The sequence below is a fragment of the Mesorhizobium sp. 2RAF45 genome (genome assembly GCF_052115225.1).
Classification (GTDB): domain Bacteria; phylum Pseudomonadota; class Alphaproteobacteria; order Rhizobiales; family Rhizobiaceae; genus Mesorhizobium; species Mesorhizobium jarvisii.
The window spans coordinates 28591-52386 of the sequence record NZ_JBFRGG010000007.1 but is presented as its reverse complement, the minus strand read 5'-3'; the positions used below and the strand labels follow the sequence as shown (position 1 = coordinate 52386).

Here is a 23796-nt window from a genome sequence, read left to right as displayed (position 1 = left end):
GGGTGGCAAAAGCATCAAAGGCGCCGGTGAAAGCGTCGGCAAAGGCAGTCTCGAAACCAGCCGCCGCCGACGATCAAGGTAAAGCTGGTGCCAAGGCCTCGACCGCCAGCACAGGCGCAAGACCTGCCAAGGCGGCACAGGCAGCCACCGCCAAGGCCGTTGCGAAGCCGGCGGCAAAAGCCGCCCCGGCAAAGACCTCAGCGACGAAGACTTCTCCGGCGAAGACCCCTGCAAAGGCTTCTCCCACAAAGACCGGGGCAGCGAAGGCCGCATCGCCAGCGAAGGCAGCGTCGACATCGAAACCGGCGGCAGCTGACACCAAGCGGTTGCCGAAGGCGCTCACGGAACTTGCCGCAGGCCTGCCCGAAAAGCCTTGGCTCAAGAGCTATCCGAAAAATGTTCCGGCCGAGATCGGTGCGTTGCCCTACAGTTCGATCGGCGATTTCCTGGTCGCCGCCTGCAAGCAGTTTTCCGCCCAGCCGGCCTTCACCTGCATGGACAAATCCATCAGCTATGCCGATGTCGAGCAGTTGTCGGCGGCCTTCGGTGCCTATCTGCAATCGAAGGGGCTGCAAAAGGGTGCGCGCGTCGCCATCATGATGCCTAACGTTCTGCAATATCCGGTGGCGATGATGGGCATCCTGCGCGCCGGCTATGTCGTGGTAAACATCAATCCGCTTTACACGCCGCGCGAGCTGGAGCACCAGCTCAAGGATTCCGGCGCGCAAGCCATCGTCATCCTGGAAAACTTCGCCAACACCTTGCAGGCGGTAGTCTCCAGGACCGCGGTCAAGCATGTCGTGGTGGCGGCCATGGGCGACATGCTTGGCGGCCTCAAGGGCACGATCGTCAACTTCGTCGTGCGCCGCGTGAAGAAAATGGTGCCGGCATGGTCGCTGCCCGGGCATGTCAAGTTCAACGCGGCGATGAAGGCCGGCTCCGGCCTTGGCTTCAAGCCGGCCAAGGTTGCGGCCGACGATGTCGCCTTCCTGCAATATACGGGCGGCACCACGGGCGTGTCGAAAGGCGCCACGCTGCTGCACAGCAATGTGCTCTCAAATGTCGTGCAGAACGCGCAGTGGATGGAAGACGCCTATACGATCAAGCCGAAGCCCGCACACCCGAACTTCATCTGCGCGCTGCCGCTCTATCATATCTTCGCGCTGACGGTGAACGCGCTGATGGGCATGCAGCAAGGCGCTCGCAACGTGCTCATTCCTAATCCGCGCGATATTCCGGGCTTCGTCAAGGAACTCCAGAAGTATCCGGTCCACATCTTTCCCGGCCTCAACACGCTGTTCAACGCGCTGCTCAACAATGAGGACTTCCGCAAACTCGACTTCAAGCCGCTGGTGCTGACGCTTGGCGGCGGCATGGCGGTGCAGAAGGGCGTCGCCGAGCGCTGGAAGGCTTTGACCGGTTGCCCTGTCACTGAGGGCTACGGCCTCTCGGAAACGTCACCGGTGGCGACGGCCAACAAGTTCAGTTCCGGTGACTTCACCGGCACGATCGGCCTGCCGCTGCCCTCGACGGAAATCGCCATCCGCGACGATGACGGCAACAATTTGCCGCTCGGCGAGGTCGGCGAAATCTGCATCAGGGGACCGCAGGTGATGGCGGGCTACTGGAACCGGCCTGACGAGACCGCCAAGGTGATGACCAAGGACGGCTACTTCAAGTCCGGCGACATGGGCTTCATGGACGAGCGCGGCTACACCAAGATCGTCGACCGCAAGAAGGATATGATCCTGGTCTCGGGCTTCAACGTCTATCCGAACGAACTCGAGGAGGTCGTGGCCATGCATCCAGGCGTGCTCGAAGTCGCGGCGATCGGCGTGCCGGACGAGCATTCGGGCGAAGTGCCGAAGCTGTTCATCGTCAAGAAGGATCCGGCCCTGACCGTGGAAGCCATCACCGCTTTTTGCCGCGAGAACCTGACCGGCTACAAGCGGCCCAAATATATCGAGTTCAGGACCGAATTGCCGAAGACGCCGGTCGGCAAGATCCTGCGGCGGGCATTGCGCGCCTGATGCACATCGCCCAAAAGTGACCTGGGTTTTGGGAGAACGACATGCACCAAAACAAAGAGCTGAAGCGCAGCGCGCTTTAGCGAGGGGCCACCCCTTCGGCGACGAGGGACCAAGCAAGGACTTGCCAAACCGCCCGCGCCTCGACCCGGCGGAATTCATCAAGGCGAACATGCGCCTTGTTCCTGTACCGGCGCTTCCCGAAATCCGGTTCTACACCGCCCATCCGGGCAGCGGATTGAGACGCCTCGTCGATCCTGAAGACGATATTGATGCGGACGACGATGCGCCAGAACCGCAGCCGCCCTACTGGGCCTATGCGTGGGCCGGCGGCGCGGTGCTGGCGCGCCACATCCTCGACAATCCGATGACCGTGGCGGGCCGTCGCGTGCTGGACCTGGGGGCGGGTTCGGGCATTGTCGGCATTGCCGCCGCCAAGGCCGGCGCAAGCGAGGTGATCGCCGCCGAGATCGACCGCAACGGCGTTGCCGCTATCGGCCTCAACGCGGCGGCCAACGGCGTCGAGATCACGATCGTCCACCAGGATATCACCACGGGGCCGCCGCCGGCCGTCGACCTCGTGCTTGCAGGCGACGTGTTCTACGGCCACGAGGTTGCTCTACGGGTTACCCCGTTCCTCGATCGCTGTTTGGCAGCCGGCATCGAGGTGCTGGTCGGCGATCCGCGTCGCCATGACCTGCCGCTGGCCCGGCTGCGACTGCTCGTCGAATATCAGGTGCCGGATTTCGGTGACGCGAAAGATGCCACGCTGAAGCCGAGCGGCGTCTTTCGTTTCGAGGCCGAGACCGCGCTGGCGGGAGCGATCAAACCGTCTCCTTGACCCGCGTCGACAGGAAATCCGGCAGGTCGGCGACGGAATCGAGAACGACGTCGGCAATGCCGGCCAGCGATTCGCGCGTGCCGGTGCCGGAGAGCACGCCCACCGCCAGGCCGCAGGCGCCGGCGCGCGCCATTTCGAGATCGTGGCGGTTGTCGCCCACCATGGCGATCTCCGCTGGCTTCAGGCCGGTGAGGTCGCAAAAGGCCTGGATGGTGTCGGGCGCGGGTTTGGGATTGGCCACCGCGTCATAGCCATAGGCGGCGTCGAACAGCTGGGCGACGCCCAGCGTGACCAAGGTCTTTTCCGCGCCGCTGGTGGAATCGTTGGTGGCGACGCCAAGCCGGTAGGATCTTTTGTGCAGCACCGCCAAGGTATCGACGATGCCCGGCAGCGCCACCGCCATCGCCGAGCCCTGCACCGAGGTGATCTCGTTGAAGCGGGCTACGGCCAGCATCTGGTCTTCGTCGGACAGACGCGGGAACCACAGCTCGACGACATCCATGTTGGTGCCCGAGGCAAAGATCGAATCGGGCTTGAAGCGCCGGCTGGCGAAATCGAAGCCGGCGGCCGCAAGCAGCCTGTCGGCCTTCCAGCGGTCGCCATCAGCGGCATCCATGGCCATGAAATCGGCGACGCCGAGCCAGGTCGCGTTGAAGTCGACAAGTGTCCCGTCCTTGTCGAACAATATACCCTTGATGTCTGCCAAATCAGTCACTCCGAACCGCGCAATTGGTGGATGCGTTCCACAAGGCCCCTGGTCGAGGCGTCCCGGTTTGCGGCGCTTTCCTTGCCTTCCACGACAGGCAGCAGGCCGGTCGCCAGCTCCTTGCCGAGCTCGACGCCCCACTGGTCGAAGGAATTGATGTTGAACAGCGTGCCCTCGACGAAGACGCGGTGCTCATAGAGCGCGATCAGCCGCCCGAAAGTGCGCGGGTCGAGCTTGCGATAGAGGATGGTCACCGAAGGCCGGTTGCCGGAGAAGACACGATGCGGCGCAATCTTGTCGACGTCGGCCGGCTTCATGCCCTTGGCCAGCATCTGCGCGCGCGCCTCGTCCAGCGTGCGGCCCTTCATCAGCGCTTCGGACTGCGCCAGGCAATTGGCGAGCAGCAAATCATGCTGGTGCTTGAGCTCCGGCTCATGGCCAACAGCCGCGGCGAGGAACTCGACCGGGATGAAGTCGGTGCCCTGGTGCAAGAGCTGGAAGAAGGCGTGCTGGCCATTGGTGCCCGGCTCGCCCCAGACCAGCGGCCCGGTCGGTGTCGCCACGGGCGTGCCGTCAAGGGTGACGCCCTTGCCGTTCGATTCCATGTCGAGCTGCTGCAGATAGGCCGGCAGCCGGGACAGGCGCTGGTCATAGGGGATGACCGCGCGGGCCGGATAGCCGCAGATCACGCGATGCCACCAGCCGACCAGCCCGAGAAGCGCCGGCAGGTTCCCGGCGAGCGGGGTGGTGCGGAAATGCTCGTCCATCTCGTGCGCGCCGTCGAGGAAGGCGCGAAAATTTCGCGGGCCGACGGCGATCATGACGGGCAGGCCGATCGCGCCCCAGACCGAATAACGGCCGCCGACCCAGTCCCAGAAACCGAAGACGCGGTTCTGCTCGATGCCGAACTTGGCCACCAGGTCGAGTGCCGTCGAAACAGCGGCGAAATGCTTGCCGACCGCCTGCTTGCCGAGTGCCTTCTGCACCCAGTCGCGCGCCGTCTGCGCGTTGGTCATCGTCTCGACCGTGGTGAAGGTCTTGGAGGCGATGATGAACAGCGTGGTTTCGGCCGACAGGCCCTTTAGCGTGTCGTGGATGTGGGCGCCGTCTATGTTGGAGACATAATGCGCGCGTGGCCCGTCATGATATGGCGCCAGCGCCAGCGTCGCCATAGCCGGGCCGAGGTCGGAGCCGCCAATGCCGATGTTGACGATATCGGTGATCTTCTTGCCGGTGGCGCCAAGAGCCTTGCCTGAACGGATGGCATCAGCGAAGGCGCCCATCGCGTCGAGCACGGAAATGACGTCGGCCTTGACGTCCTGGCCGTCGACCGTGACGCCCTTGCCGCTGAGATTGCGCAGCGCCGTGTGCAGCACGGCGCGGTCCTCGGTGATGTTGATCTTCTTGCCGGCGAACATGGCGGCGCGGCGACCCTCGAGATCGGCGGCGCCGGCGAGCTTCTCTAGCAAGTCCATGGTGACGGCATCGACGGCGCATTTCGACCAGTCGAGCAAAAGGTCACCATCGGTGGCGGAGAATGTCTGGAAACGCTGTGGATCGGCGGCGAAGGCCTGGCGCATGCTCGCAGGTGCCGCGGTGCGATGATCGCGCAAGGCGGCGAGCTGTTTCTGGAAGGCTGACTTATCCAATGGCGGGGAGCTCCTGGCGTTTTTCGACATACTTTATCAGACCGGATGTTTCCGGCGCGTGTCGTCGCGACAAACCTATTGAGCCGAATTCCGTGCGGTCAATACGCGGCGATGCCGCATCGCATCACGATGCGATGACACTATGTGTCACTTCGGGCGGCCGCAGAGCCCAATTTTGGCTGAAGGATCACTGGCATAAATCCCAAAGATCAGAAAAATTGATTGGCGCAACCCCTTGTGCCACCCATACACTCGACTGGTCCAGCCAAATGAAAATGGCTGGCCATCCGAGGAAGATTTCCCATGCCACAGCGCAACGACACGGCCATATGGTCCGGCCTGTTCCGGATTTCGGCCGAATCCGGCCAAACCCTGCAGGCGCAGATCCGCCAGGCCATCGTGGCCGCCATTCTCGACCGGCAGATCGCCGCTTCGATGCCGCTTCCCTCCTGCCGGATCCTGGCCGAGAAGCTGGGCGTCGCACGCGGGACGGTGGTGCTGGCCTTCCAGCAGCTCGTCGACCAGGGGTTCCTGGTGGCGCGCGAGCGGCGCGGCCATTTCGTCAACCCCGACGTGCTGGCAACACCGGCCAAGCCGCACCAGAAGGCGCCCGACCAGGCCAATGAGATCGACTGGAAGGCACGCCGGCAGATCGCCGCCAGCGACATGCCGCCGCCGGCCAAGCACGAGAACTGGATCAAGTCGTCCTACCCCTTCGTCTACGGCCAGTTCGACCCGGCGCTGTTCCCGACCGCCGAATGGCGCGAGTGCAACCGCATGGCGCTGGCCGTGCTCGAAATCCGCAACTGGGCGTCCGACATGGTCGATCGCGACGATCCGCTGCTGATCGAGCAGATCCAGGCGCGGCTCTTGCCCCGGCGCGGCATCTTCGCCAATCCCGACGAGATCATCGTCACGCTTGGCGCCCAGAACGCGCTCTACATGCTGGCTTCGCTGCTGATGACCAAGGGCTCGAAGGTGGCGATGGAGGACCCGGGCTACCCCGACGCACGCTCGATCTTCCGGCTTGCGGGCGCCGACATCCAGCCGGTGCCGGTCGACCAGTCCGGCATCGTAACCTCTTCTATCCCCAATGATTCCGGCTTCGTCTTCGTCACGCCCAGCCATCATTGCCCGACCATGGTGCCGTTGTCGGCCGAGCGGCGGCAGGACCTTCTGGCGCGTGCCAACCGGCACAACCAGATCATCATCGAGGACGGCTATGACAGCCAGCTTCTCGACGAGGCGCCGCAGCAGGCGCTGAAGAGCCTCGATCGTTCCGGCCGCGTCGTCTATGTCGGCTCGATGTCGAAGACGCTGGCCCCGGGCCTGCGGCTTGGCTACATCGTGGCCTCTGCTGGACTAATCTCGGAACTGAGGGCGCTGCGCCGCTTCATGCTGCGCCATCCGCCGGCCAACAACCAGCGTGCCGTGGCGCTCTTCCTGTCGCTCGGCCATCACGAGGCCTTGGTGCGGCGCCTGTCGAGCGCCTTCGACGAGCGGCGCAAGCGTCTGGTCCATGCGATTTCCGCTTTCCTGCCGGAATGGCGCTCGACCGACTCGGCCGGCGGCACGTCGCTCTGGCTCGAAGGCCCGCGCGGCACCGATTCCCGCGGTTTGGCCGAGGCCGCGGCCTCGCGCAGCGTCATCATCGAGCCGGGAGACCGCTTCTTCGACCGCACCGAAAAGCCTTCGCGTTTCATGCGTTTGGGCATTTCCTCGATCGCGCTGCAGCACATCGAGCCAGGCATCCGGGAACTGGCCACCGCCGCCGGGCGCAGGCCCGCCGCCGCCTGATCCACTTATCCGATCCTTTTGACCGGGGCCGCCCGATCGCGGCCCCGTTTCCTTTAGCGCTGGCATATGCAACCAGACCGGCTGGCTCATGGTCTGGGCCAATGCCGGCGGCATAGTCGTGGCACAAAGGGGAAGAAGCAGCCGATGGTGGACCAACCGCCGCCCTGTTTCCGAGAAAAGGTGGAGTGCCTCCATGTCTGTGGTTCTTGAAAAGCAGGAAGCGGCGGCGGATCAGCGCTCGCGCCGCTCCGGTGGACGCGAAGCGCGCCGTGCCATGCGGGCAGCGCCGCTCGCCGACGACATCAGGCCGGTGCGCGCCGGCCTCGAGGGCGGCAGCTACGGACCGCTGCGCGGCAACGACCAGGAGCGCATCCACGAGGCGGTGCTGACGCTGCTGGAGACGGTCGGCTTCGCCAATGCCATCCCCTCTTGCATCGAGGCGCTGACCAAGGCCGGCGCCACCTATGGCGACGATGGCCGCATCCGTTTCCCGCGCGCCCTGGTGCTCGATACGATCAAAAAAGCGGCACGCAATTTCACCTTGCACGGCCAGGATCCGAAACACGATATGATGATCCAGGGCAAGCGCGTGCACTACGGCACGGCTGGCGCCGCCGTGCATCTGGTCGATGTCGAGAAGCGCGAATACCGCGAATCGCTGCTGCAGGACATCTATGACGCCGCCCGCATCGTCGACGGGCTCGACAACATCCATTTCTTCCAGCGGCCGATGGTGCCGCGCGACATTCCCGATCCACTCGAAATGGACTTCAACACGCTCTATGCCTGCGTGATGGGTACGTCCAAGCATGTCGGCACCTCGTTCACGGTGCGCGAGAACGTGCAGCCGGCGCTGGAAATGCTCTATGCCATTGCCGGCGGGGAGGAGAATTTCCGCGCCCGGCCGTTCGTGTCGAACTCCAACTGCTTCGTCGTGCCGCCGATGAAATTCGCCGAGGATGCCTGCGGCGTGCTTGAGGCCTGCGTCGAAGGCGGCATCCCGATCCTGCTTTTGTCGGCCGGCCAGGCCGGCGCGACCGCGCCGGCGGCGATTGCCGGCGCCGTGGTGCAGGCAGTGGCCGAAGTGCTGGCCGGTCTGGTCTATGTCAACGCCATCAAGCCGGGGCATCCGGCAATCTTCGGCACATGGCCGTTCGTGTCGGACCTACGGACCGGCGCCATGTCGGGCGGCTCGGCCGAACAGGCGGTGCTGACCGCGGCCTGCGCGCAGATGGCGCAGTTCTACGATCTGCCGGGTGGCTCGGCCGCCGGCATGACGGATTCGAAACTGCCCGACATCCAGTCCGGCTACGAAAAAGGCATCACCGACGTGATGGCCGGCTTGGCCGGGCTCAACCTCGTCTATGAATCGGCCGGCATGCATGCCTCGCTGCTCGGCTTCTGCCTGGAAAGCCTGATCATCGACAATGACATGCTCGGCCATTGCCTGCGCTGCGTGCGCGGCATCGAGGTGACAGACGAAGCGCTGTCGATCGACACCATCGCCGAAGTCTGCCTGAATGGGCCTGGCCACTATCTCGGCAACGAGCAGACGCTGCGGCTGATGCAGACGGAGTATTTCTACCCGGCCGTCGGCGACCGGTTTTCGCCGAAGGAATGGAACGAGAAGGGCCGTCCCGACATATTGCAGCGCGCGATCATCGAGAAGAAGCGCATCCTTGCCGAACGCTTCCCGCGCCATGTGCCAAAACTGCTCGACGAAAAACTGCGCGCCCGCTTCGGCGACATGATCAAGCTGCCGCGCGCCAATATGGGCGGGTAGCCGGTTTGCGGACCGGCACCATCGCCTGAAAATCAACATGCCCTAGTCGGCGCCCAGACCGTAGCGCTCGACGACCTCGGCATTGATCAGCTTGGCGTGCAGAGCCATCAGCACGATCTGCGCGTCGAAACTGTCGCCGGCCTCCACCGCGGCCTCGATCCGGCGTTCGACGTCCTGCCGCTGCTGCAAACCTTGCGAGCTTTCGAAGGTTTCCGGACCGGCGATGCAATAGCTGAACAGCAGCGCTACGTCCGGATAGGCCTGTGGCGGCGGCTCGTCCGGCCAGCGATCCTTCATCAGATTGACGATTGTGAGCTTCACGCCCTCCGGCACGAGGGCGGGGTGCAGGTCGGCGCCGCGCAAGGCGGAATCGAGCTGCCTCAGATCACCCGAGCGGCCGAACATGCCGAGAAAGCCGAGGGAAGAGCGTCGTTGCGCCATGATGTTCCAATCCGTTTCCAACCACTTAAGTGGTCGGGAAGCGGAATACAAAGCAGGCTGGCATCTAGCCACTTACCGCCAGCAGCAAGACACCGGCAAGGGCCGATCCAGCGAGCGTCGGCAGCATGCCGATCTTCAGCTTCAGGATGGCGATCATCGCGGCCAAGGACAGCAGCGCCGCGCGCCAGTCGATCGACGCAAGCACCGGCACATTCATGCCGAGGCTCATTGCGTGCACCTCACGGAAGACGACGTGCAAGGCAAACCACAAAGCGAGATTCATGATGACGCCGACAACAGCGGCGGTGATCGCGCCGAGCGCCGCCGACAAGGCCCTGTTGCCGCGCAAGGCCTCGATATAGGGCGCGCCAAGGAATATCCAGAAGAAGCACGGCGTGAAGGTCACCCACAGGGTCAGCAGCGCTCCGAGCGATCCGCCAAGCAATGGGTTCAGTGACCCGGAGTGACGGAACGCGGCGATGAAGCCGACAAACTGCAGCACCAGGATGAGCGGGCCGGGCGTGGTCTCGGCAAGTCCGAGACCATCAACCATTTCACCGGGAGCCAGCCAGCCGAATGACTGGACGGCGGCCTGCGCGACATAGGCCAGCACCGCATAGGCGCCGCCGAAGGTGACGACCGCCATCAGGCTGAAGAACCGGCCTATCTCGGTCCACACACTGGCAGAGCCGGTGAACCACCAGATCAGGAGGACCGGTCCGAGCCAAATCGGCAGCCAGATTGCGACAGTGCGCGGCGCATGCCATCTGGTCGGTTTGACATGGGACAGTTCGCCGCGCTCGAACATCAGGTCGACGGCGCCCTTGATATCAGGACCATCATCCTTGCCGTGCGCCGAACCGGAGAAGAGACCCGGAGCGAGGCGGTCTCCCAGCCATCCTGTCAGGCCGGCGAGCAGGATGATCAGCGGGAACGGCACATTCAACGCGTAGATTGCGATGAAGGCCGCGACCGCGATCGACACCATGGCCGGGTTTTTCAGGGCGCGCCGTCCGATGCGGATCACCGCCTCGATGACGATGGCAAGCACCGCCGCCTTCACCCCGAGGAAAAGCGCCTCGACGAGCGGAATGTCGCCATAGAGCACGTAGAGGCTGCTCAGGATCAGCATGACGAGCGCGCCGGGCACGACGAACAGGATGCCGGCGACAAGACCGCCGATCGTCCTGTGCAGCAGCCAGCCGATATAGATGGCAAGTTGCTGGGCTTCCGGGCCAGGCAAAAGCATGCAGTAGTTCAGCGCATGCAGGAAACGCTGTTCACCGATCCAGCGCCGTTCCTCGACCAGTTCCCTGTGCATCAGGGCGATCTGCCCGGCCGGCCCGCCGAAGCTGAGCAGTCCGATCTTCGCCCAGACCTTGACGGCTTCGGCAAAGGTCGGCACAGCCGGCGCCTCGACGTTCCCCGACCCATGTGCAGGCACAACGGCGCTCATGACGGTTTACCCGCGCTGGGCCAATTGTGCGTTTCCTCGGTGGCATCGCGGCACCAGCGGAAGAACGCATCGTAGAGCAGCATGCCTGCTTCCAGTTGTTCCAGATCGTCGCGAAACATCCGCGACAGGCCAAGCGAAGCAGCCAGAAAGCCGGCGGCCTGGGGCGCCAGATCGAGCCTTGCGGTGTCGGCCGCGCGCACGATCGCGGCGAGGCGGTCGAGTGCGGTGGATTCCAGCCCGAATTCCTCGATCATCGTATCGAAGGTGCAGCGTTCACCGCGATGGCTCCAGAACACATTGTCGATGTCGAACGGCACGGCCTGAAAGCGGTCGGCGACAGCCGGCACTTCGGCTGCCTCGACAAACAGGAAGACCGCATGAGGATCGACGAAACGCCGGATCAGCCAGGGGCAAGCGATGCGGTCGACCTTCGGGCGTGCCCGTGTCACCCATACGGTATGGCCCTTTTCGTCGCGCGGTGGCAATTTGTCGGTGCTGACCAAAAGCCCGTCTGCCTCGCGCCAGGCTTCGAAACCCCCTTCAAGGGATTCGGCGGGAATCCCCTCATGACGCAGCCATGCGGCGACACCTTGCGAGAGCTTCAGGCCCTTCTGGCAGACGACCGCCACAGGCTGGCCGGCGAAATCGGGCGCCCAGGTCGGAACGGTTTTGAAATCGCGCCGGATCGAGGCCGGCAGCAGGCGTGGATCGGCGTCGAAATCCTCATCGATGCGAACATCGACGATTACCGGGGCTCCCGGCAGGCCGACCAGACGAGACAGTTGCGATACGGTGATAGCGGTTGTTGACGGCATGGCGTCCACCTCCTGATAGAGAAGCTTGGACGCGAACGTTGGGCTGACGCCTCACGGGGTCGTCGCGATGCACCCCTTGGCCACAATGGTGGATTTGTTGCGAGCGCTTGTCAAGGATCGTGACCGGCCTCGACCGGGACAAACCACACAGAACTGAAAACGGCGGCGGCGACCCGATTGACCAGGCCGCCGCCGATTCAGCGTCAGTGATTGTCCCCGGAGCAATCCGTGATTGTCCCAGGAGCAATCAGTGATTGTCCCCGGAGCAATCAGTGATTGTCCCTGGGCACGCCCCTGGTGTGCGCGACATCCTGGTATTTCACCGCCGGCTTCAACACCATGCCCTGGTCGAACTGGTCGACCATGCCGCGCTGGATTTCCTGCCACGGCGTCTGGTGCTGCGGATAGTGGTAGCCGCCATTGCCCTGCAGCGCCGCGCGCCGCTTGGCGATCTCTTCGTCGCTGACCAGGATGTTGGCGGTGCCCTTGTTCAGGTCGATGCGGACGCGATCACCTGTCTTGAGCAGCGCCAGTCCGCCGCCAATGGCAGCTTCCGGCGAGGCGTTGAGAATCGACGGCGAGCCCGACGTGCCCGACTGGCGGCCGTCGCCGATGCAGGCCAGCGCATGGATGCCCTTCTTGATGAGGTATGCCGGCGGCTGCATGTTGACGACCTCGGCGCCACCGGGATAGCCGACCGGGCCGGCGCCGCGCATGAACAGGATCGTGTGTTCGTCGATGCCTTGCGCCGGATCGTCGATGCGGGCGTGGTAATCCTCCGGCCCGTCAAAGACCATGGCGTTGCCTTCGAAAGCTTCCGGGTCCTTCGGATTGGAGAGGTAGCGCTCGCGGAATTCCGGCGAGATGCCGCTGGTTTTCATGATCGCCGAATCGAACAGGTTGCCGCTGAGGTTGATGAAGCCGGCATTGACCTTCAGCGGCTTGTCGACGCTGCGGATGACATCGGCGTTTTCGACCACCGCCGCCTTGCAATTGTCGCCGATCGACTTGCCATTGGCCGTCAGGGCATCGGGATGCGGCAACAGCCCGCCCTTCATCAGCTCGGCCACTACGGCCGGCACGCCGCCGGCGTGATGATAATCCTCACCGAGATACTCGCCCGTCGGCTGCAGATTGACGAGGAGCGGCACCTTGAGGCCGATCTCCTGCCAGTCATCATTGTCGAGCTGCACGCCGAGATGGCGGGCAATGGCGTTGAGATGGATCGGCGCGTTGGTCGAGCCGCCGATCGCCGAATTGACGACGATGGCATTCTCGAAGGCCTTGCGCGTCATGATGTCCGACGGTTTCAAATCCTCATGCACCATGTCGACGATGCGCTTGCCCGTCTCGTAGGCGATCTGCCCGCGCTCGCGGTAAGGGGCCGGGATGGCGGCCGAGCCCGGCAGCTGCATGCCGAGCGCTTCTGCCAGCGAATTCATCGTGGTGGCGGTGCCCATCGTGTTGCAGTAGCCGGTGGAGGGCGCCGAGGAGGCGACGATATCCATGAACTCGTCATAGTCGATCTCGCCGGCCGACAGGCGCTGGCGCGATTCCCAGACGATGGTGCCGGAGCCGGTGCGCTTGCCCTTGTGCCAGCCGTTGAGCATCGGGCCGACCGACAGGGCGATGGCCGGGATGTTGACGGTGGCCGCCGCCATGAGCAGCGCCGGCGTCGTCTTGTCGCAACCGATGGTCAGCACGACGCCGTCGAGCGGGTAGCCGTAGAGCACCTCGACGAGGCCTAGATAGGCAAGGTTGCGGTCAAGGGCCGCGGTCGGGCGCTTGCCGGTCTCCTGGATCGGATGGCATGGGAATTCGAAGGGAATGCCGCCCATCGAGACGATGCCTTCGCGCACGCGCTTGGCGAGCTCGATATGGTGTCGGTTGCAGGGCGACAGATCCGAGCCGGTCTGGGCGATGCCGATCAGCGGCTTGCCCGACATCAGTTCGGCGCGCGTCAGCCCGTAATTCAGGTATCGCTCAAGATAGAGCGCCGTCATGCCGGGGTTGTCAGGGTTGTCGAACCACTCCTGCGAGCGGAATTTTTTCTTCTTGGTGGGGGCGCCGGCCATCACGGTCTCCGTATTTGTATGACAAATCGATATGACAACGCGTCAATGCAAGCAAGGGGCACACGCGTTCCCAACCCGCACTTTGGTGCGATAGACACAACAGCACCTCTGCGCTAGGGCTTCAGACCATTGTTTCCGGGAGGTTCTTGATGGCTTTGGTGATCGAAGGCGAGGAACGCATTGCCGCACCCCTGCAAAAAGTCTGGGAAGCGCTGAACGATCCCGAGGTTTTGAAGGCGACCATTCCCGGTTGCCAGAGCCTCGACATGAAGTCGCCGACCGAGATGGCCGCGACGGTGGTGCTGAAGATCGGGCCTATCAAGGCCACCTTCAACGGCGAAGTGACGCTGAAAAATCTCAAGCCGCCGCATTCCTACACCATCCAGGGCGAAGGCAAGGGCGGCATTGCCGGCTTCGCCAAGGGCGGCGCCGACGTGACGCTGACCGAGGATGGGCCGGATGCCACGGTGCTCAAATACGCGGCCAAGGCCGATGTCGGCGGCAAGATTGCCCAGCTCGGCAGCCGGCTGATCGAGTCGACGTCGAAAAAACTGGCCGGGCAGTTCTTTTCGAGTTTCGGCGAGAAGGTCGGCGGCTGACCGTTTCGCTGCGAGGTCACTCGAAGACGATGCTCGGCACTGCGGCTTCGGCCGCGCCGCGTTCCTCATTGACCCTGTCCCAGACCTTGGCGGCGATGTCGCGATAGGCTTTGGCCTCCGCGCTATCGGGCTTCGAGACAACCACCGGCTGCCCGGCATCCGAGCTTTCGCGGATGCCCATTTCCAGCGGCACTTCGCCGAGGAAGGTGACGCCGAGGCGTTCGGCCTCGCGGCGCGCGCCGCCATGGCCGAAAATGTCGTAGCGCTTGCCGGTATCGGGCGCGATGAAATAGCTCATATTCTCGACGATGCCGAGCAGCGGTACGTCGACCTTCTTGAACATGTTCAGTCCCTTGCGGGCATCGATCAGCGCCAGGTCCTGCGGCGTCGAGACGATGACGGCACCGGCCAGCGGCACCTGCTGCGCCATGGTCAGCTGCGCATCGCCGGTTCCGGGCGGCATATCGACGACAAGCACGTCGAGCCGGCCCCATTCGACCTCGCGCAGCATCTGCGTCAGCGCCGACATCACCATCGGGCCCCGCCAGATCATCGGCGTCTCCTCATCGACGAGGAAGCCCATCGACATCACCTTGAGGCCGTAATTCTCCATCGGCTTCAGGATCTTGCCGTCAACCGTCTGTGGCCGGCCATGGATGTTGAGCAGCTTCGGCATGGATGGGCCGTAAATGTCGGCGTCGAGCACGCCGACCCGCAAGCCGTTGGCGGCAAGGCCAAGCGCCAGATTGACGGCGGTGGTCGACTTGCCGACGCCGCCCTTGCCGGAAGCAACGGCGATGATCGCCTCGATGCCGGGCACGCCGCGCTTGCCCGAGCTGTGTGAGGCCGGCGCCTGCGGCGCGGGACGCTGGGGGGTCGCCGGCGGTGCCGGCCTGGGTGCGGGGCGCGCGGACACCGGCGCCTCCATGCCGCCGCCCTTTCTTTCCGCCGTCAGCGCCACCACGGCACCGGCGACGCCCGGAATTGCTTTCACCACGCGCTCCGCGGCGGCGCGCAGCGGTTCCATTTCCTGCGCCCTGGCGGCGGGAACGGTGATCGAGAAGAAGACTTTCGAATCGGCGATGAAAATCTCGGAAACCATACCGAGATCGACGATGTTGCCGGTGAAGTCCGGTCCGTTGACCGTCTTCAGGCGCTCGGTGACGATTTCCTTGGTGACGGACATGATCTTTCCTCGGCGTTTGGCAATGCAGATAGTGCAGTTTCCGGCGAGAACCAAGCCGTGACGCAAAGGCTTGCCCGGCGTGCCACGGAAAACGACCGATGCTGTCGGATTCTTGCCGGATGACGCTTCCGGCCGATGGCCAAACGGGCCGCGTGCCCTATTTCGTTTGCCTGAACGAGGACACGACAATGCGGGAAGGAGACGGTCATGCTCGAGAAAAGCAACGCAACGGCCAATCTCGCCGTCAAGGACCTGGCAAAGGCAAAGGCCTTCTATCAAGGCACGCTAGGCCTCAAGCAGATCGACGACATGGGCGGCGAGCTTGTCGTCTACAAAAGCGGCGACACGCTCATCAATGTCTATCATTCCCAATTCGCAGGTACCAACAAGGCGACGGCGGTGACGTGGACGGTAGGCGATCAGATCGAGACTGTCGTCAAATCATTGAAATCGAAAGGCGTTGTCTTCGAGCATTACGAAATGCCCGGCCTGACGATCAAGGGCGACATCCATGTCGGCCAAGGCATGAAAGTCGCCTGGTTCAAGGACCCGGACGGCAACATCCTGAACCTCGTCGACAAATAGGCTTCGGCGCTCCGCGTCAGCCTGCCAGGCTTGTGACGAAATAAGTGAGAGCCGAAATCGCCGCCGTCGCCGGCAAGGTGACGATCCAGGCGATGACGATGTTGCCGGCGATGCCCCAGCGCACCGCCGAGACGCGGCGGGCGGCGCCGACGCCGATGATGGCGCCGGTAATCGTATGCGTGGTCGATACGGGAACGCCGAGCCAGGTGGCGGCGAACAGCGTGATGGCGCCGCCGGTTTCGGCGCAGAAGCCCTGCATCGGATTGAGCCGGGTGATCTTCGAACCCATTGTGTGGACGATCCGCCAGCCGCCGAGCAGCGTGCCAAGCGCCAGCGCCGACTGGCAGGTCAGGACGACCCAGAGCGGCACGTAGAATTTCTCGCCGAGCATGCCTTGCGAATAGAGCAGCACGGCGATGATGCCCATGGTCTTCTGCGCATCGTTGCCGCCATGGCCGAGCGAATAGAGCGAGGCGGAAAAGAACTGCAGGACGCGAAAGGTGTTGTCGACGGCGAACGGCGTCTGACGCACGAACAGCCAGGAAACCACCAGGATCAGGACAAGCGCCAGCGCAAAACCGGTCGCCGGCGAGAGCACGATCGCGGCGACCGTCTTGCCAAGTCCCGACCAGACGATGGCACCGATGCCGCCCTTCGCAACACCGGCACCGACCAGCCCGCCGATCAGCGCGTGCGAACTGCTCGAGGGGATGCCGGCGATCCAGGTTACGATGTTCCAGACGATGGCGCCGACGAGGGCCGAGAAGATTACCGCCGGCGTGACGATGCTGACGTCGACGATGCCCTTTCCCACGGTCTCGGCGACATGAAGGCCGAAGAACATGAAGGCGATGAAGTTGAAGAAGGCCGCCCAGAGCACTGCATATTGCGGCCTGAGCACACGTGTCGAGACGATGGTGGCGATGGAATTGGCGGCGTCGTGCAAACCATTGAGAAAATCGAAGAACAGCGCGACGGCGACGAGGCCGGCCAGCAGGGGAAAGGCGATCGCGGCATCCATCGTCTAGACGTTCTCGATGACGATGCCGCTGATCTCGTTGGCAACGTCCTCGAAACGGTCGACCACCTTTTCCAGCTGGCCATAGATCTCGCTGCCGATCAGATAGGCCATCGCATCACCGCGGCCATGGCGCCTGAACAGATCCTTCAAACCCTGCTCATGCAAGTCGTCGGCCCGGCCTTCGGCGCGCATCACCTCCTCGGCAAGGGCGTTGAGGCGTGCGCTGTTGGCACCGACCTTGGCGAGCAGCGGGATTGCTTCCGCGACCAGCCGGGCGGCGTCGACGATGACGGCGCCCATTTCCTGCATCAGCGGATCGAACTCCCTCTTCTCGAACAGCCTCACCGTCTTGACGGTCTTGTGCATCATGTCGATGGCGTCATCCATCGACTGGATCAGATCCTTGATGTCGCCGCGATCGAAAGGCGTGATGAAAGAGCGCCGCACGGCAAGCAGGACCTCCGCCGTGATATGATCGGCCTCGTCCTCGAGATCGACGATCGTCTGGCACCAGCGATCGATGTCCTTGCCCTGAAGCAGTTGCTGCAGCGCTTCCGCGCCGCCGACCACCGTGCGGGAATGCCTCTCGAACAGCTCGAAGAAACGATCTTCGCGCGGCAGCAGCTTGCGGAACCAGCCCAGCATGTCAGTCTCCCATCGCGCCCGGTTCACGACCGTTTCATTGACATAGCGCCGCATGACGCCGCGGGAAACAGTAAGCCGGCTGAAAGATGTGGATGCGGAACGATTACGCATGGCGCTTGCGGCAAAGGCGAATTTCCCCGAGCCTGCGCATGACGACCGGAAGGATGGCATGATCGACAAACTCGAATTCTTTATCTCATTGGCCAAGGAAGAGCATTTCGGCCGGGCGGCGGAAGCCTGTGGGGTCACCCAACCGACCTTGTCGGCTGGGATCAAGCAGCTGGAGGGACAACTCGGCGTCATGCTGGTCAATCGCGGGTCGCGGTTCCAGGGCCTGACGCCGGAAGGCAAGCAGGTGCTGGTCTGGGCGCGCCGCATCGTCGGCGATTCAAGGGCCATGCGAGAGGAGATGCGCGCGGCGCGCCACGGCCTTTCCGGACGCATCCGCATTGCCGCCATCCCGACCGCGCTCGCCATGGTGGCGCGGCTGACGACGCCGTTTCGCGAAAAGCACCCCGGCGTCACCTTCTCGGTGCTGTCGCGCACCTCGATCGAAGTCTTGTCGCTGCTCGGCAATTTCGACATCGATGCCGGTATCACCTATCTCGACAACGAGCCGCTCGGGCGGGTGACCAGCGTGCCGCTCTATGACGAGCGCTATCAGCTGATCACTGCGGTCGGAAACCCCTATTCCGACCGCGACAAAGTGACATGGGCCGAGATCAGCCGGTTGCCGCTGTGCCTGCTGACGCCGGACATGCAGAACCGCCGCATCATCGACCAGCATCTGGCCGAGGCCGGAGTGCAAGTGCGGCCGACGCTCGAATCCAATTCGATGATCGTGCTGTTCTCGCACATCCACACCGGCAAATGGTCGTCGATCATGCCGCTCAACCTCGCGGAAACATTCGGCTTTTCAGAGCCGATCCGGGCCATTCCGATCGTCGAGCCCGACGCCAGCCACACGGTCGGCCTGGTGGCCGCGCCGCGTGAGCCGCACACGCCGCTGGTGCAGGCGCTGCTGGACGAGGCAATGGCGCTGGCAGACGATTTCCGCGCCCATCGCTAGGGTAGAGAATGGCGGCTGAGCGGGCTTGATAGAAAATTTCTATCAAGCGACGGATCAGCTTTATTGATTTCGCTGGTTTCCTCTGTTTTTGTAACGACTTAGCGCTGGAGCGCTACCGACCAGGGAGGGCGCTGCATGACGATGCAGCCTGCAAGTACCGAGATCGCATCGCGCACGGCGGCGATTATCCAAGAACTGAAAGGCCTCGAGGGCCCGCTGCTGCCGATCCTGCACGAGATCCAGGAAGAATTCGGCCATGTGCCGCAGGCGGCACTGCCGGTCATCGCCGATGGGCTGAACCTCTCCAGGGCCGAGGTGCACGGCGTCGTCACCTTCTACCATGATTTCCGTGCCCGGCCGGCCGGGCGGCATGTTCTCAAGCTGTGCCAGGCGGAAGCCTGCCAGTCGATGGGCTCGGATGCCGTCGCCGCCAAGATCAAACAGTTGCTGGGCATCGGTTTCCACGAGACCACCCGCGACGGATCGGTTACACTCGAGCCGGTCTATTGCCTCGGGCTTTGCGCCTGTTCGCCGTCGGCGATGCTCGACGGCGAGGTGATCGGGCGGCTCGATGACGAGAAGATCGACGAGATCCTTGCCGAGGTGCGCTCATGATCCCCCGCATCTACATTCCCGGCGATTCCGGCGCGTTGGCGCTCGGCGCTGAAAAGGTCGCCAAGGCGATCGCCAAGGAACTCGCCGAGCGTGGCATCGAGGCCAAGATCGTGCGCAACGGATCGCGCGGCGCCTATTTCCTCGAACCGATGATCGAAGTGGCGACCGCCAACGGCCGCGTCGCCTACGGACCGGTCAAGCCTTCCGACGTCAAGAGCCTGTTCGACAGCGGCTTCCTCACCGGTGGCCACCACAAGCGCTGGCTCGGCGCGCCCGACAAGATCCCGTTCCTGGCCAAGCAGACCCGGCTGACCTTCGCCCGCTGCGGCATCAACGACCCGCTGTCGCTCGACGCCTACAAATCGCTTGGCGGGCTTAAGGGTTTGCAGAACGCGGTGGCCATGGCGCCGGCCGACATCGTCAAGCAGGTTACGGACTCGGGCCTGCGCGGCCGCGGCGGCGCCGGCTTCCCGACCGGCATCAAGTGGAAGACGGTGCTGGATACGACATCGGAGCGCAAATACATCGTCTGCAACGCCGATGAGGGCGACAGCGCGACTTTCGCCGACCGCATGATCATGGAGGGCGACCCCTTCGTGCTGATCGAGGGCATGACGATCGCCGGCATCGCCACAGGAGCGACCAAGGGCTTCGTCTATATCCGCTCGGAATATCCGCATGCGGTGGCGACAATGAACAAAGCCGTCGAAATCGCCCGCAAGGCCGGTGTCCTCGGCGTCAATGTGCTGGGTTCGCCCAACGCCTTCGACATGGAAATCCGCGTCGGCGCCGGCGCCTATGTCTGCGGCGAGGAAACCTCGCTGTTGAACAGCCTCGAAGGCAAGCGCGGCGTGGTGCGCGCCAAGCCGCCGCTGCCGGCCATCCAGGGCCTGTTCGGCAAGCCGACGGTGATTAACAACGTCATTAGCCTCGCCTCGGTGCCGATCATCATGGACAAGGGCGCCGCCTTCTACAAGGATTTCGGCATGGGCCGCTCGCGCGGCACCATCCCGATCCAAATCGCCGGCAATGTCAGGAATGGCGGCCTGTTCGAAACCGCCTTCGGCCTGACGCTCGGCGAGATCGTCGATGACATCGGTGGCGGCACGGCCACCGGCCGTCCGGTGAAGGCAGTACAGGTCGGCGGCCCGCTTGGCGCTTATTTCCCGCGCGCCCTGTTCGACACGCCGTTCGACTACGAGGAATTCGCCAAGCGCGACGGGCTGATCGGCCATGCCGGTATCACCGTGTTCGACGACACGGCCGATATGCTGAAGCAGGCGCGCTTCGCCATGGAGTTCTGCGCCATCGAAAGCTGCGGCAAGTGCACGCCCTGCCGCATCGGCTCGACGCGCGGCATCGAGACCATCGACAGGCTTGCCGCCGGGATCGAGCCGGAAAAGAACCTCGCGCTGGTCACCGACCTCTGCAACACGATGAAGTTCGGTTCGCTGTGCGCGCTGGGCGGCTTCACGCCCTACCCGGTGATGAGCTCGATCACGCATTTCCCCGAAGATTTCAAGCCCGCGCCGGCGCGCGTGGCTGCTGAGTAGGAGCTGGCAGATGAACATCAAGGCCGACTTCCCATCGCTCGTTGAAGAGATCGACTACGGAACCCCGGAATCGCGGGCGCAAAAGCAGGTCACGCTGAGCGTCGACGGCCGCAGCATCACGGTGCCGGAAGGCACCTCGATCATGCGCGCGGCGATGGAAGGCGGGGTCGAGATCCCGAAACTCTGCGCCACCGACATGCTGGACTCGTTCGGCTCGTGCCGCGTCTGCCTGGTCGAGATCGAAGGGCGCGGCGGCACGCCGGCCTCCTGCACGACGCCGGTCGGTGAAGGCATGGTGGTGCGCACGCAGTCCGACCGGCTCGACGCGATCCGCCGCGGCGTCATGGAGCTTTACGTCTCCGACCATCCGACCGGATGGAACGAGAAGGCCGGCACCGGCGCCAGCGAATTCGACACGGTGGCGAAGTCGGTCGGCCTGACCGAGAACCGCTACGGCGTCGAGGGCCGCAACCACGTCAAGCAGGAAGAAGACGGCGTGGCGCCCGGCCATGGCTCGCTGGCGGTCGACTACATCGCCCGCGACGAATCCAATCCTTACTTCACCTATGATCCGGCGCAGTGCATCGTCTGCTCGCGCTGCGTGCGGGCGTGCGAGGAGGTGCAGGGCACCTTCGCGCTGACCATCGAGGGCCGCGGTTTCGAATCGCGCATGGTCGCCGGCATGCATGAGGATTTCATCGCTTCCGAATGCGTGTCCTGCGGCGCCTGCGTGCAGGCCTGCCCGACCGACGCGCTGCGCGAGAAGACGGTGCTCGAGAAGGGCATGCCGGAACGCTCGGCCGTCACCACCTGCGCCTATTGCGGCGTCGGCTGCTCGTTCAAGGCCGAGGTGAAGGACGACGAAGTCATCCGCATGATGCCTTACAAGGACGGCAAGGCGAACCACGGCCATTCCTGCGTCAAAGGCCGTTTCGCCTATGGCTACGCCACGCACAAGGACCGCATCCTGTCGCCGATGATCCGCGAGAAGATCTCCGATCCGTGGCGCGAAGTGAGCTGGGAAGAGGCGATCGCCCACACGGCCAAGGAATTCCGCCGGATCCAGTATCAGTACGGCCGCACCTCGATCGGCGGCATCACCTCCTCGCGCTGCACGAATGAGGAGACCTATCTCGTCCAGAAGCTGGTGCGGCAGGGTTTCCGCAACAATAATGTCGACACCTGCGCCCGCGTCTGCCATTCGCCGACCGGCTACGGACTCGGCCAGACCTACGGCACCTCGGCCGGCACGCAGGATTTCGATTCCGTCGAATTCACCGACGTCGCCGTCGTCATCGGCGCCAATCCGGTTTCCGCCCATCCGGTGTTCGCCTCGCGTCTGAAGAAGCGGCTGCGCCAGGGCGCGAAGCTGATCGTGCTCGATCCGCGCCGCACCGAGATGGTCAAGTCGGCGCATGTCGAGGCCGACTATCACCTGCCGCTGAAGCCCGGCACCAACGTGGCGGTGCTGACGTCACTGGCGCATGTCATCGTCACCGAAGGGCTTTTCGACGAAGCCTTCATCCGCGAACGCTGCGACTGGACGGAGTTCCAGGACTGGGCCTCCTTCGTCGCCTTGCCGGAGAACAGCCCCGAGATCGTCGGCAAGCTTTCCGGCGTCGACCCGGAACTGATCCGGGGGGCCGCGCGGCTCTACGCCAAGGGCGGCAATGGCGCGATCTATTACGGCCTCGGCGTCACCGAGCACAGCCAGGGCTCGACCACGGTGATGGCCATCGCCAACCTCGCAATGGCTACCGGCAATATCGGCCGGCCGGGCGTCGGCGTGAACCCGCTGCGCGGCCAGAACAATGTGCAGGGCTCGTGCGACATGGGCTCCTTCCCGCACGAACTGCCCGGCTATCGCCACATCTCCGGCGAAGCCGTGCGCGACATCTATGAGAGCCTGTGGGGCGTAAAGCTGGACGACGAACCCGGCCTGCGCATTCCCAACATGCTGGACGCCGCCGTCGACGGCTCCTTCAAGGGCATCTACATCCAGGGCGAGGACATCCTGCAGTCCGATCCCGACACCAAGCATGTCGCGGGCGGTCTCGCGGCCATGGAATGCGTCGTCGTGCACGATCTCTTCCTCAACGAGACCGCGAACTACGCGCATGTCTTCCTGCCGGGTTCGACCTTCCTGGAAAAGGACGGCACCTTCACCAATGCCGAGCGCCGCATCAACATGGTGCGCAAGGTGCTGGAACCGAAGGCGCGCTATGCCGATTGGCAAGCGACGCAGGAGCTTGCCCGCGCCATCGGGCTCGACTGGAACTACACGCATCCGTCGCAGATCATGGACGAGATCGCCCAGACGACGCCGAGCTTCGCCAATGTCTCCTTCGAGTTGCTCGACCGCGTCGGATCGGTGCAATGGCCCTGCAACGAGAAGGCCCCGCTCGGAACGCCGATCATGCACATTGACGGTTTCGTGCGCGGCAAGGGCAAGTTCATCCGCACCGAATATGTCGCGACGGACGAGAGGACCGGGCCGCGCTTCCCGCTGCTTTTGACCACCGGCCGCATCCTCAGCCAGTACAATGTCGGCGCGCAGACGCGGCGCACCGACAACGTCATGTGGCACGCGGAAGACCGGCTGGAGATACATCCGCACGATGCCGAAAACCGCGGCCTGCGCGATGGCGACTGGGTGCGGCTGACCAGCCGCTCGGGCGAGACGACGCTGCGGGCGCTGATCACCGACCGGGTGTCTCCCGGCGTGGTCTACACCACCTTCCACCATCCCGACACGCAAGCCAACGTCATCACCACCGACTTCTCAGACTGGGCGACCAACTGTCCGGAGTACAAGGTGACGGCAGTGCAGGTCGGCGCCTCCAATGGCCCGTCGGACTGGCAGCGCGAGTACGATGAGCAGGCCAGGAACAGCCGCCGCATCGCCTCGCTGCAGGCGGCCGAGTAGTCTGGCG

The 23796-nt window shown here is 64.0% G+C and carries 20 protein-coding genes; 10 read left to right on the top strand and 10 right to left on the bottom strand.

Translation table 11 applies throughout. The features are described from left to right. Nucleotides 1–73: 73 nt before the first annotated feature. The gene (locus AB4Z43_RS19605) at nucleotides 74–343 is read right to left on the bottom strand and encodes a hypothetical protein (protein WP_441938765.1); all 270 of its coding nucleotides are present in this window, start codon (nucleotides 341–343) and stop codon (nucleotides 74–76) included. Between AB4Z43_RS19605 and AB4Z43_RS19600 the strand changes: the two genes are divergently transcribed. Together AB4Z43_RS19600 and AB4Z43_RS19595 are read left to right on the top strand one after the other, a co-directional pair. After that, complete coding sequence (locus AB4Z43_RS19600) at nucleotides 327–2030, top strand: long-chain fatty acid--CoA ligase (RefSeq protein WP_441938764.1); 1704 nt, start codon at nucleotides 327–329, stop codon at nucleotides 2028–2030. The genes AB4Z43_RS19605 and AB4Z43_RS19600 overlap by 17 nt on opposite strands. A 16-nt stretch (nucleotides 2031–2046) precedes the next feature. Then, nucleotides 2047–2868, top strand: a complete 822-nt coding sequence (locus AB4Z43_RS19595) for a class I SAM-dependent methyltransferase (RefSeq protein ID WP_441938763.1) — start codon at nucleotides 2047–2049, stop codon at nucleotides 2866–2868. Here AB4Z43_RS19595 and AB4Z43_RS19590 read toward each other — a convergent pair. Together AB4Z43_RS19590 and pgi are read right to left on the bottom strand one after the other, a co-directional pair. Beyond that, nucleotides 2852–3574 (bottom strand): HAD family hydrolase, encoded by a 723-nt coding sequence (locus AB4Z43_RS19590; RefSeq protein ID WP_027047706.1) that lies wholly within the window; start codon nucleotides 3572–3574, stop codon nucleotides 2852–2854. The genes AB4Z43_RS19595 and AB4Z43_RS19590 overlap by 17 nt on opposite strands. A gap of 5 nt (nucleotides 3575–3579) precedes the next feature. Then, nucleotides 3580–5223 (bottom strand): glucose-6-phosphate isomerase, encoded by a 1644-nt coding sequence (gene pgi / locus AB4Z43_RS19585; RefSeq protein ID WP_038651932.1) that lies wholly within the window; start codon nucleotides 5221–5223, stop codon nucleotides 3580–3582. A 303-nt stretch (nucleotides 5224–5526) separates the two neighbouring features. On the opposite strand from pgi, the gene pdxR reads away from it, so the two are divergent. Both pdxR and AB4Z43_RS19575 read left to right on the top strand, forming a co-directional pair. Beyond that, nucleotides 5527–7020 carry a MocR-like pyridoxine biosynthesis transcription factor PdxR gene (pdxR, locus tag AB4Z43_RS19580; RefSeq protein WP_010913204.1) on the top strand — a complete coding sequence of 498 codons (1494 nt, stop codon included), beginning with the start codon at nucleotides 5527–5529 and terminating at the stop codon, nucleotides 7018–7020. A gap of 193 nt (nucleotides 7021–7213) precedes the next feature. Then, the gene (locus AB4Z43_RS19575) at nucleotides 7214–8803 is read left to right on the top strand and encodes a trimethylamine methyltransferase family protein (RefSeq protein ID WP_441938762.1); all 1590 of its coding nucleotides are present in this window, start codon (nucleotides 7214–7216) and stop codon (nucleotides 8801–8803) included. Nucleotides 8804–8845: 42 nt separating this feature from the next. Here AB4Z43_RS19575 and AB4Z43_RS19570 read toward each other — a convergent pair whose 3' ends face one another. From AB4Z43_RS19570 to AB4Z43_RS19555, 4 genes are all read right to left on the bottom strand, one after another. Further along, on the bottom strand, nucleotides 8846–9244 hold the full coding sequence (locus tag AB4Z43_RS19570) for a hypothetical protein (protein ID WP_027047704.1): 399 nt from the start codon (nucleotides 9242–9244) through the stop codon (nucleotides 8846–8848). 64 nt (nucleotides 9245–9308) lie between these two features. Continuing rightward, entirely contained in the window at nucleotides 9309–10700 is a 1392-nt protein-coding gene (gene chrA, locus AB4Z43_RS19565) for a chromate efflux transporter (protein ID WP_019862972.1), read from the bottom strand. Then, nucleotides 10697–11515 carry a chromate resistance protein ChrB domain-containing protein gene (locus AB4Z43_RS19560; RefSeq protein WP_027047703.1) on the bottom strand — a complete coding sequence of 273 codons (819 nt, stop codon included), beginning with the start codon at nucleotides 11513–11515 and terminating at the stop codon, nucleotides 10697–10699. The genes chrA and AB4Z43_RS19560 overlap by 4 nt, the downstream gene beginning before the upstream one ends. A 269-nt stretch (nucleotides 11516–11784) precedes the next feature. Continuing rightward, nucleotides 11785–13590 (bottom strand): IlvD/Edd family dehydratase, encoded by a 1806-nt coding sequence (locus AB4Z43_RS19555; protein ID WP_019862970.1) that lies wholly within the window; start codon nucleotides 13588–13590, stop codon nucleotides 11785–11787. A 149-nt stretch (nucleotides 13591–13739) separates the two neighbouring features. Here AB4Z43_RS19555 and AB4Z43_RS19550 point away from each other — a divergent pair, with 149 nt between their 5' ends. Continuing rightward, nucleotides 13740–14189, top strand: coding sequence for an SRPBCC family protein (locus tag AB4Z43_RS19550; protein WP_019862969.1), 450 nt, complete (start codon nucleotides 13740–13742; stop codon nucleotides 14187–14189). Between the two features lie 16 nt (nucleotides 14190–14205). On the opposite strand, the gene AB4Z43_RS19545 is transcribed toward AB4Z43_RS19550, so the two are convergent. After that, nucleotides 14206–15375: an Mrp/NBP35 family ATP-binding protein gene (locus AB4Z43_RS19545; RefSeq protein WP_441938761.1), complete on the bottom strand. Its 1170-nt coding sequence runs from the start codon at nucleotides 15373–15375 to the stop codon at nucleotides 14206–14208. A gap of 207 nt (nucleotides 15376–15582) precedes the next feature. Here AB4Z43_RS19545 and AB4Z43_RS19540 point away from each other — a divergent pair, with 207 nt between their 5' ends. After that, nucleotides 15583–15960 carry a VOC family protein gene (locus tag AB4Z43_RS19540; RefSeq protein WP_441938760.1) on the top strand — a complete coding sequence of 126 codons (378 nt, stop codon included), beginning with the start codon at nucleotides 15583–15585 and terminating at the stop codon, nucleotides 15958–15960. 16 nt (nucleotides 15961–15976) lie between these two features. Here the strand turns inward: AB4Z43_RS19540 and AB4Z43_RS19535 are convergent, their stop codons facing one another. After that, nucleotides 15977–16981 (bottom strand): inorganic phosphate transporter, encoded by a 1005-nt coding sequence (locus tag AB4Z43_RS19535; RefSeq protein WP_038651914.1) that lies wholly within the window; start codon nucleotides 16979–16981, stop codon nucleotides 15977–15979. Nucleotides 16982–16984: 3 nt separating this feature from the next. Further along, complete coding sequence (locus AB4Z43_RS19530) at nucleotides 16985–17626, bottom strand: DUF47 domain-containing protein (RefSeq protein WP_027047702.1); 642 nt, start codon at nucleotides 17624–17626, stop codon at nucleotides 16985–16987. A gap of 169 nt (nucleotides 17627–17795) precedes the next feature. On the opposite strand from AB4Z43_RS19530, the gene AB4Z43_RS19525 reads away from it, so the two are divergent. The 4 genes from AB4Z43_RS19525 to fdhF all read left to right on the top strand — a co-directional run bounded on the left by AB4Z43_RS19525 (nucleotide 17796) and on the right by fdhF (nucleotide 23789). Then, on the top strand, nucleotides 17796–18695 hold the full coding sequence (locus AB4Z43_RS19525; RefSeq protein WP_038653788.1) for a LysR family transcriptional regulator: 900 nt from the start codon (nucleotides 17796–17798) through the stop codon (nucleotides 18693–18695). 135 nt (nucleotides 18696–18830) lie between these two features. Continuing rightward, complete coding sequence (locus AB4Z43_RS19520) at nucleotides 18831–19310, top strand: formate dehydrogenase subunit gamma (protein ID WP_019862961.1); 480 nt, start codon at nucleotides 18831–18833, stop codon at nucleotides 19308–19310. Continuing rightward, on the top strand, nucleotides 19307–20863 hold the full coding sequence (locus tag AB4Z43_RS19515; RefSeq protein WP_441938759.1) for a formate dehydrogenase beta subunit: 1557 nt from the start codon (nucleotides 19307–19309) through the stop codon (nucleotides 20861–20863). Before AB4Z43_RS19520 ends, AB4Z43_RS19515 begins: the two co-directional genes overlap by 4 nt. 10 nt (nucleotides 20864–20873) lie before the next feature. Then, nucleotides 20874–23789, top strand: a complete 2916-nt coding sequence (gene fdhF, locus AB4Z43_RS19510; RefSeq protein ID WP_019862959.1) for a formate dehydrogenase subunit alpha — start codon at nucleotides 20874–20876, stop codon at nucleotides 23787–23789. Nucleotides 23790–23796: the final 7 nt, after the last annotated feature.

Excerpts from the sequence above, each read along its gene's own strand:
- pdxR (WP_010913204.1), top strand. The coding sequence starts at position 5,527 with ATGCCACAGCGCAACGACACGGCCATATGGTCCGGCCTGTTCCGGATT.
- AB4Z43_RS19575 (WP_441938762.1), top strand. The coding sequence starts at position 7,214 with ATGTCTGTGGTTCTTGAAAAGCAGGAAGCGGCGGCGGATCAGCGCTCG.
- AB4Z43_RS19570 (WP_027047704.1), bottom strand. The coding sequence starts at position 9,244 with ATGGCGCAACGACGCTCTTCCCTCGGCTTTCTCGGCATGTTCGGCCGC.
- chrA (WP_019862972.1), bottom strand. The coding sequence starts at position 10,700 with ATGAGCGCCGTTGTGCCTGCACATGGGTCGGGGAACGTCGAGGCGCCG.
- AB4Z43_RS19560 (WP_027047703.1), bottom strand. The coding sequence starts at position 11,515 with ATGCCGTCAACAACCGCTATCACCGTATCGCAACTGTCTCGTCTGGTC.
- AB4Z43_RS19555 (WP_019862970.1), bottom strand. The coding sequence starts at position 13,590 with ATGGCCGGCGCCCCCACCAAGAAGAAAAAATTCCGCTCGCAGGAGTGG.
- AB4Z43_RS19550 (WP_019862969.1), top strand. The coding sequence starts at position 13,740 with ATGGCTTTGGTGATCGAAGGCGAGGAACGCATTGCCGCACCCCTGCAA.
- AB4Z43_RS19545 (WP_441938761.1), bottom strand. The coding sequence starts at position 15,375 with ATGTCCGTCACCAAGGAAATCGTCACCGAGCGCCTGAAGACGGTCAAC.
- AB4Z43_RS19540 (WP_441938760.1), top strand. The coding sequence starts at position 15,583 with ATGCTCGAGAAAAGCAACGCAACGGCCAATCTCGCCGTCAAGGACCTG.
- AB4Z43_RS19535 (WP_038651914.1), bottom strand. The coding sequence starts at position 16,981 with ATGGATGCCGCGATCGCCTTTCCCCTGCTGGCCGGCCTCGTCGCCGTC.
- AB4Z43_RS19530 (WP_027047702.1), bottom strand. The coding sequence starts at position 17,626 with ATGCTGGGCTGGTTCCGCAAGCTGCTGCCGCGCGAAGATCGTTTCTTC.
- AB4Z43_RS19525 (WP_038653788.1), top strand. The coding sequence starts at position 17,796 with ATGATCGACAAACTCGAATTCTTTATCTCATTGGCCAAGGAAGAGCAT.
- AB4Z43_RS19520 (WP_019862961.1), top strand. The coding sequence starts at position 18,831 with ATGACGATGCAGCCTGCAAGTACCGAGATCGCATCGCGCACGGCGGCG.
- AB4Z43_RS19515 (WP_441938759.1), top strand. The coding sequence starts at position 19,307 with ATGATCCCCCGCATCTACATTCCCGGCGATTCCGGCGCGTTGGCGCTC.
- fdhF (WP_019862959.1), top strand. The coding sequence starts at position 20,874 with ATGAACATCAAGGCCGACTTCCCATCGCTCGTTGAAGAGATCGACTAC.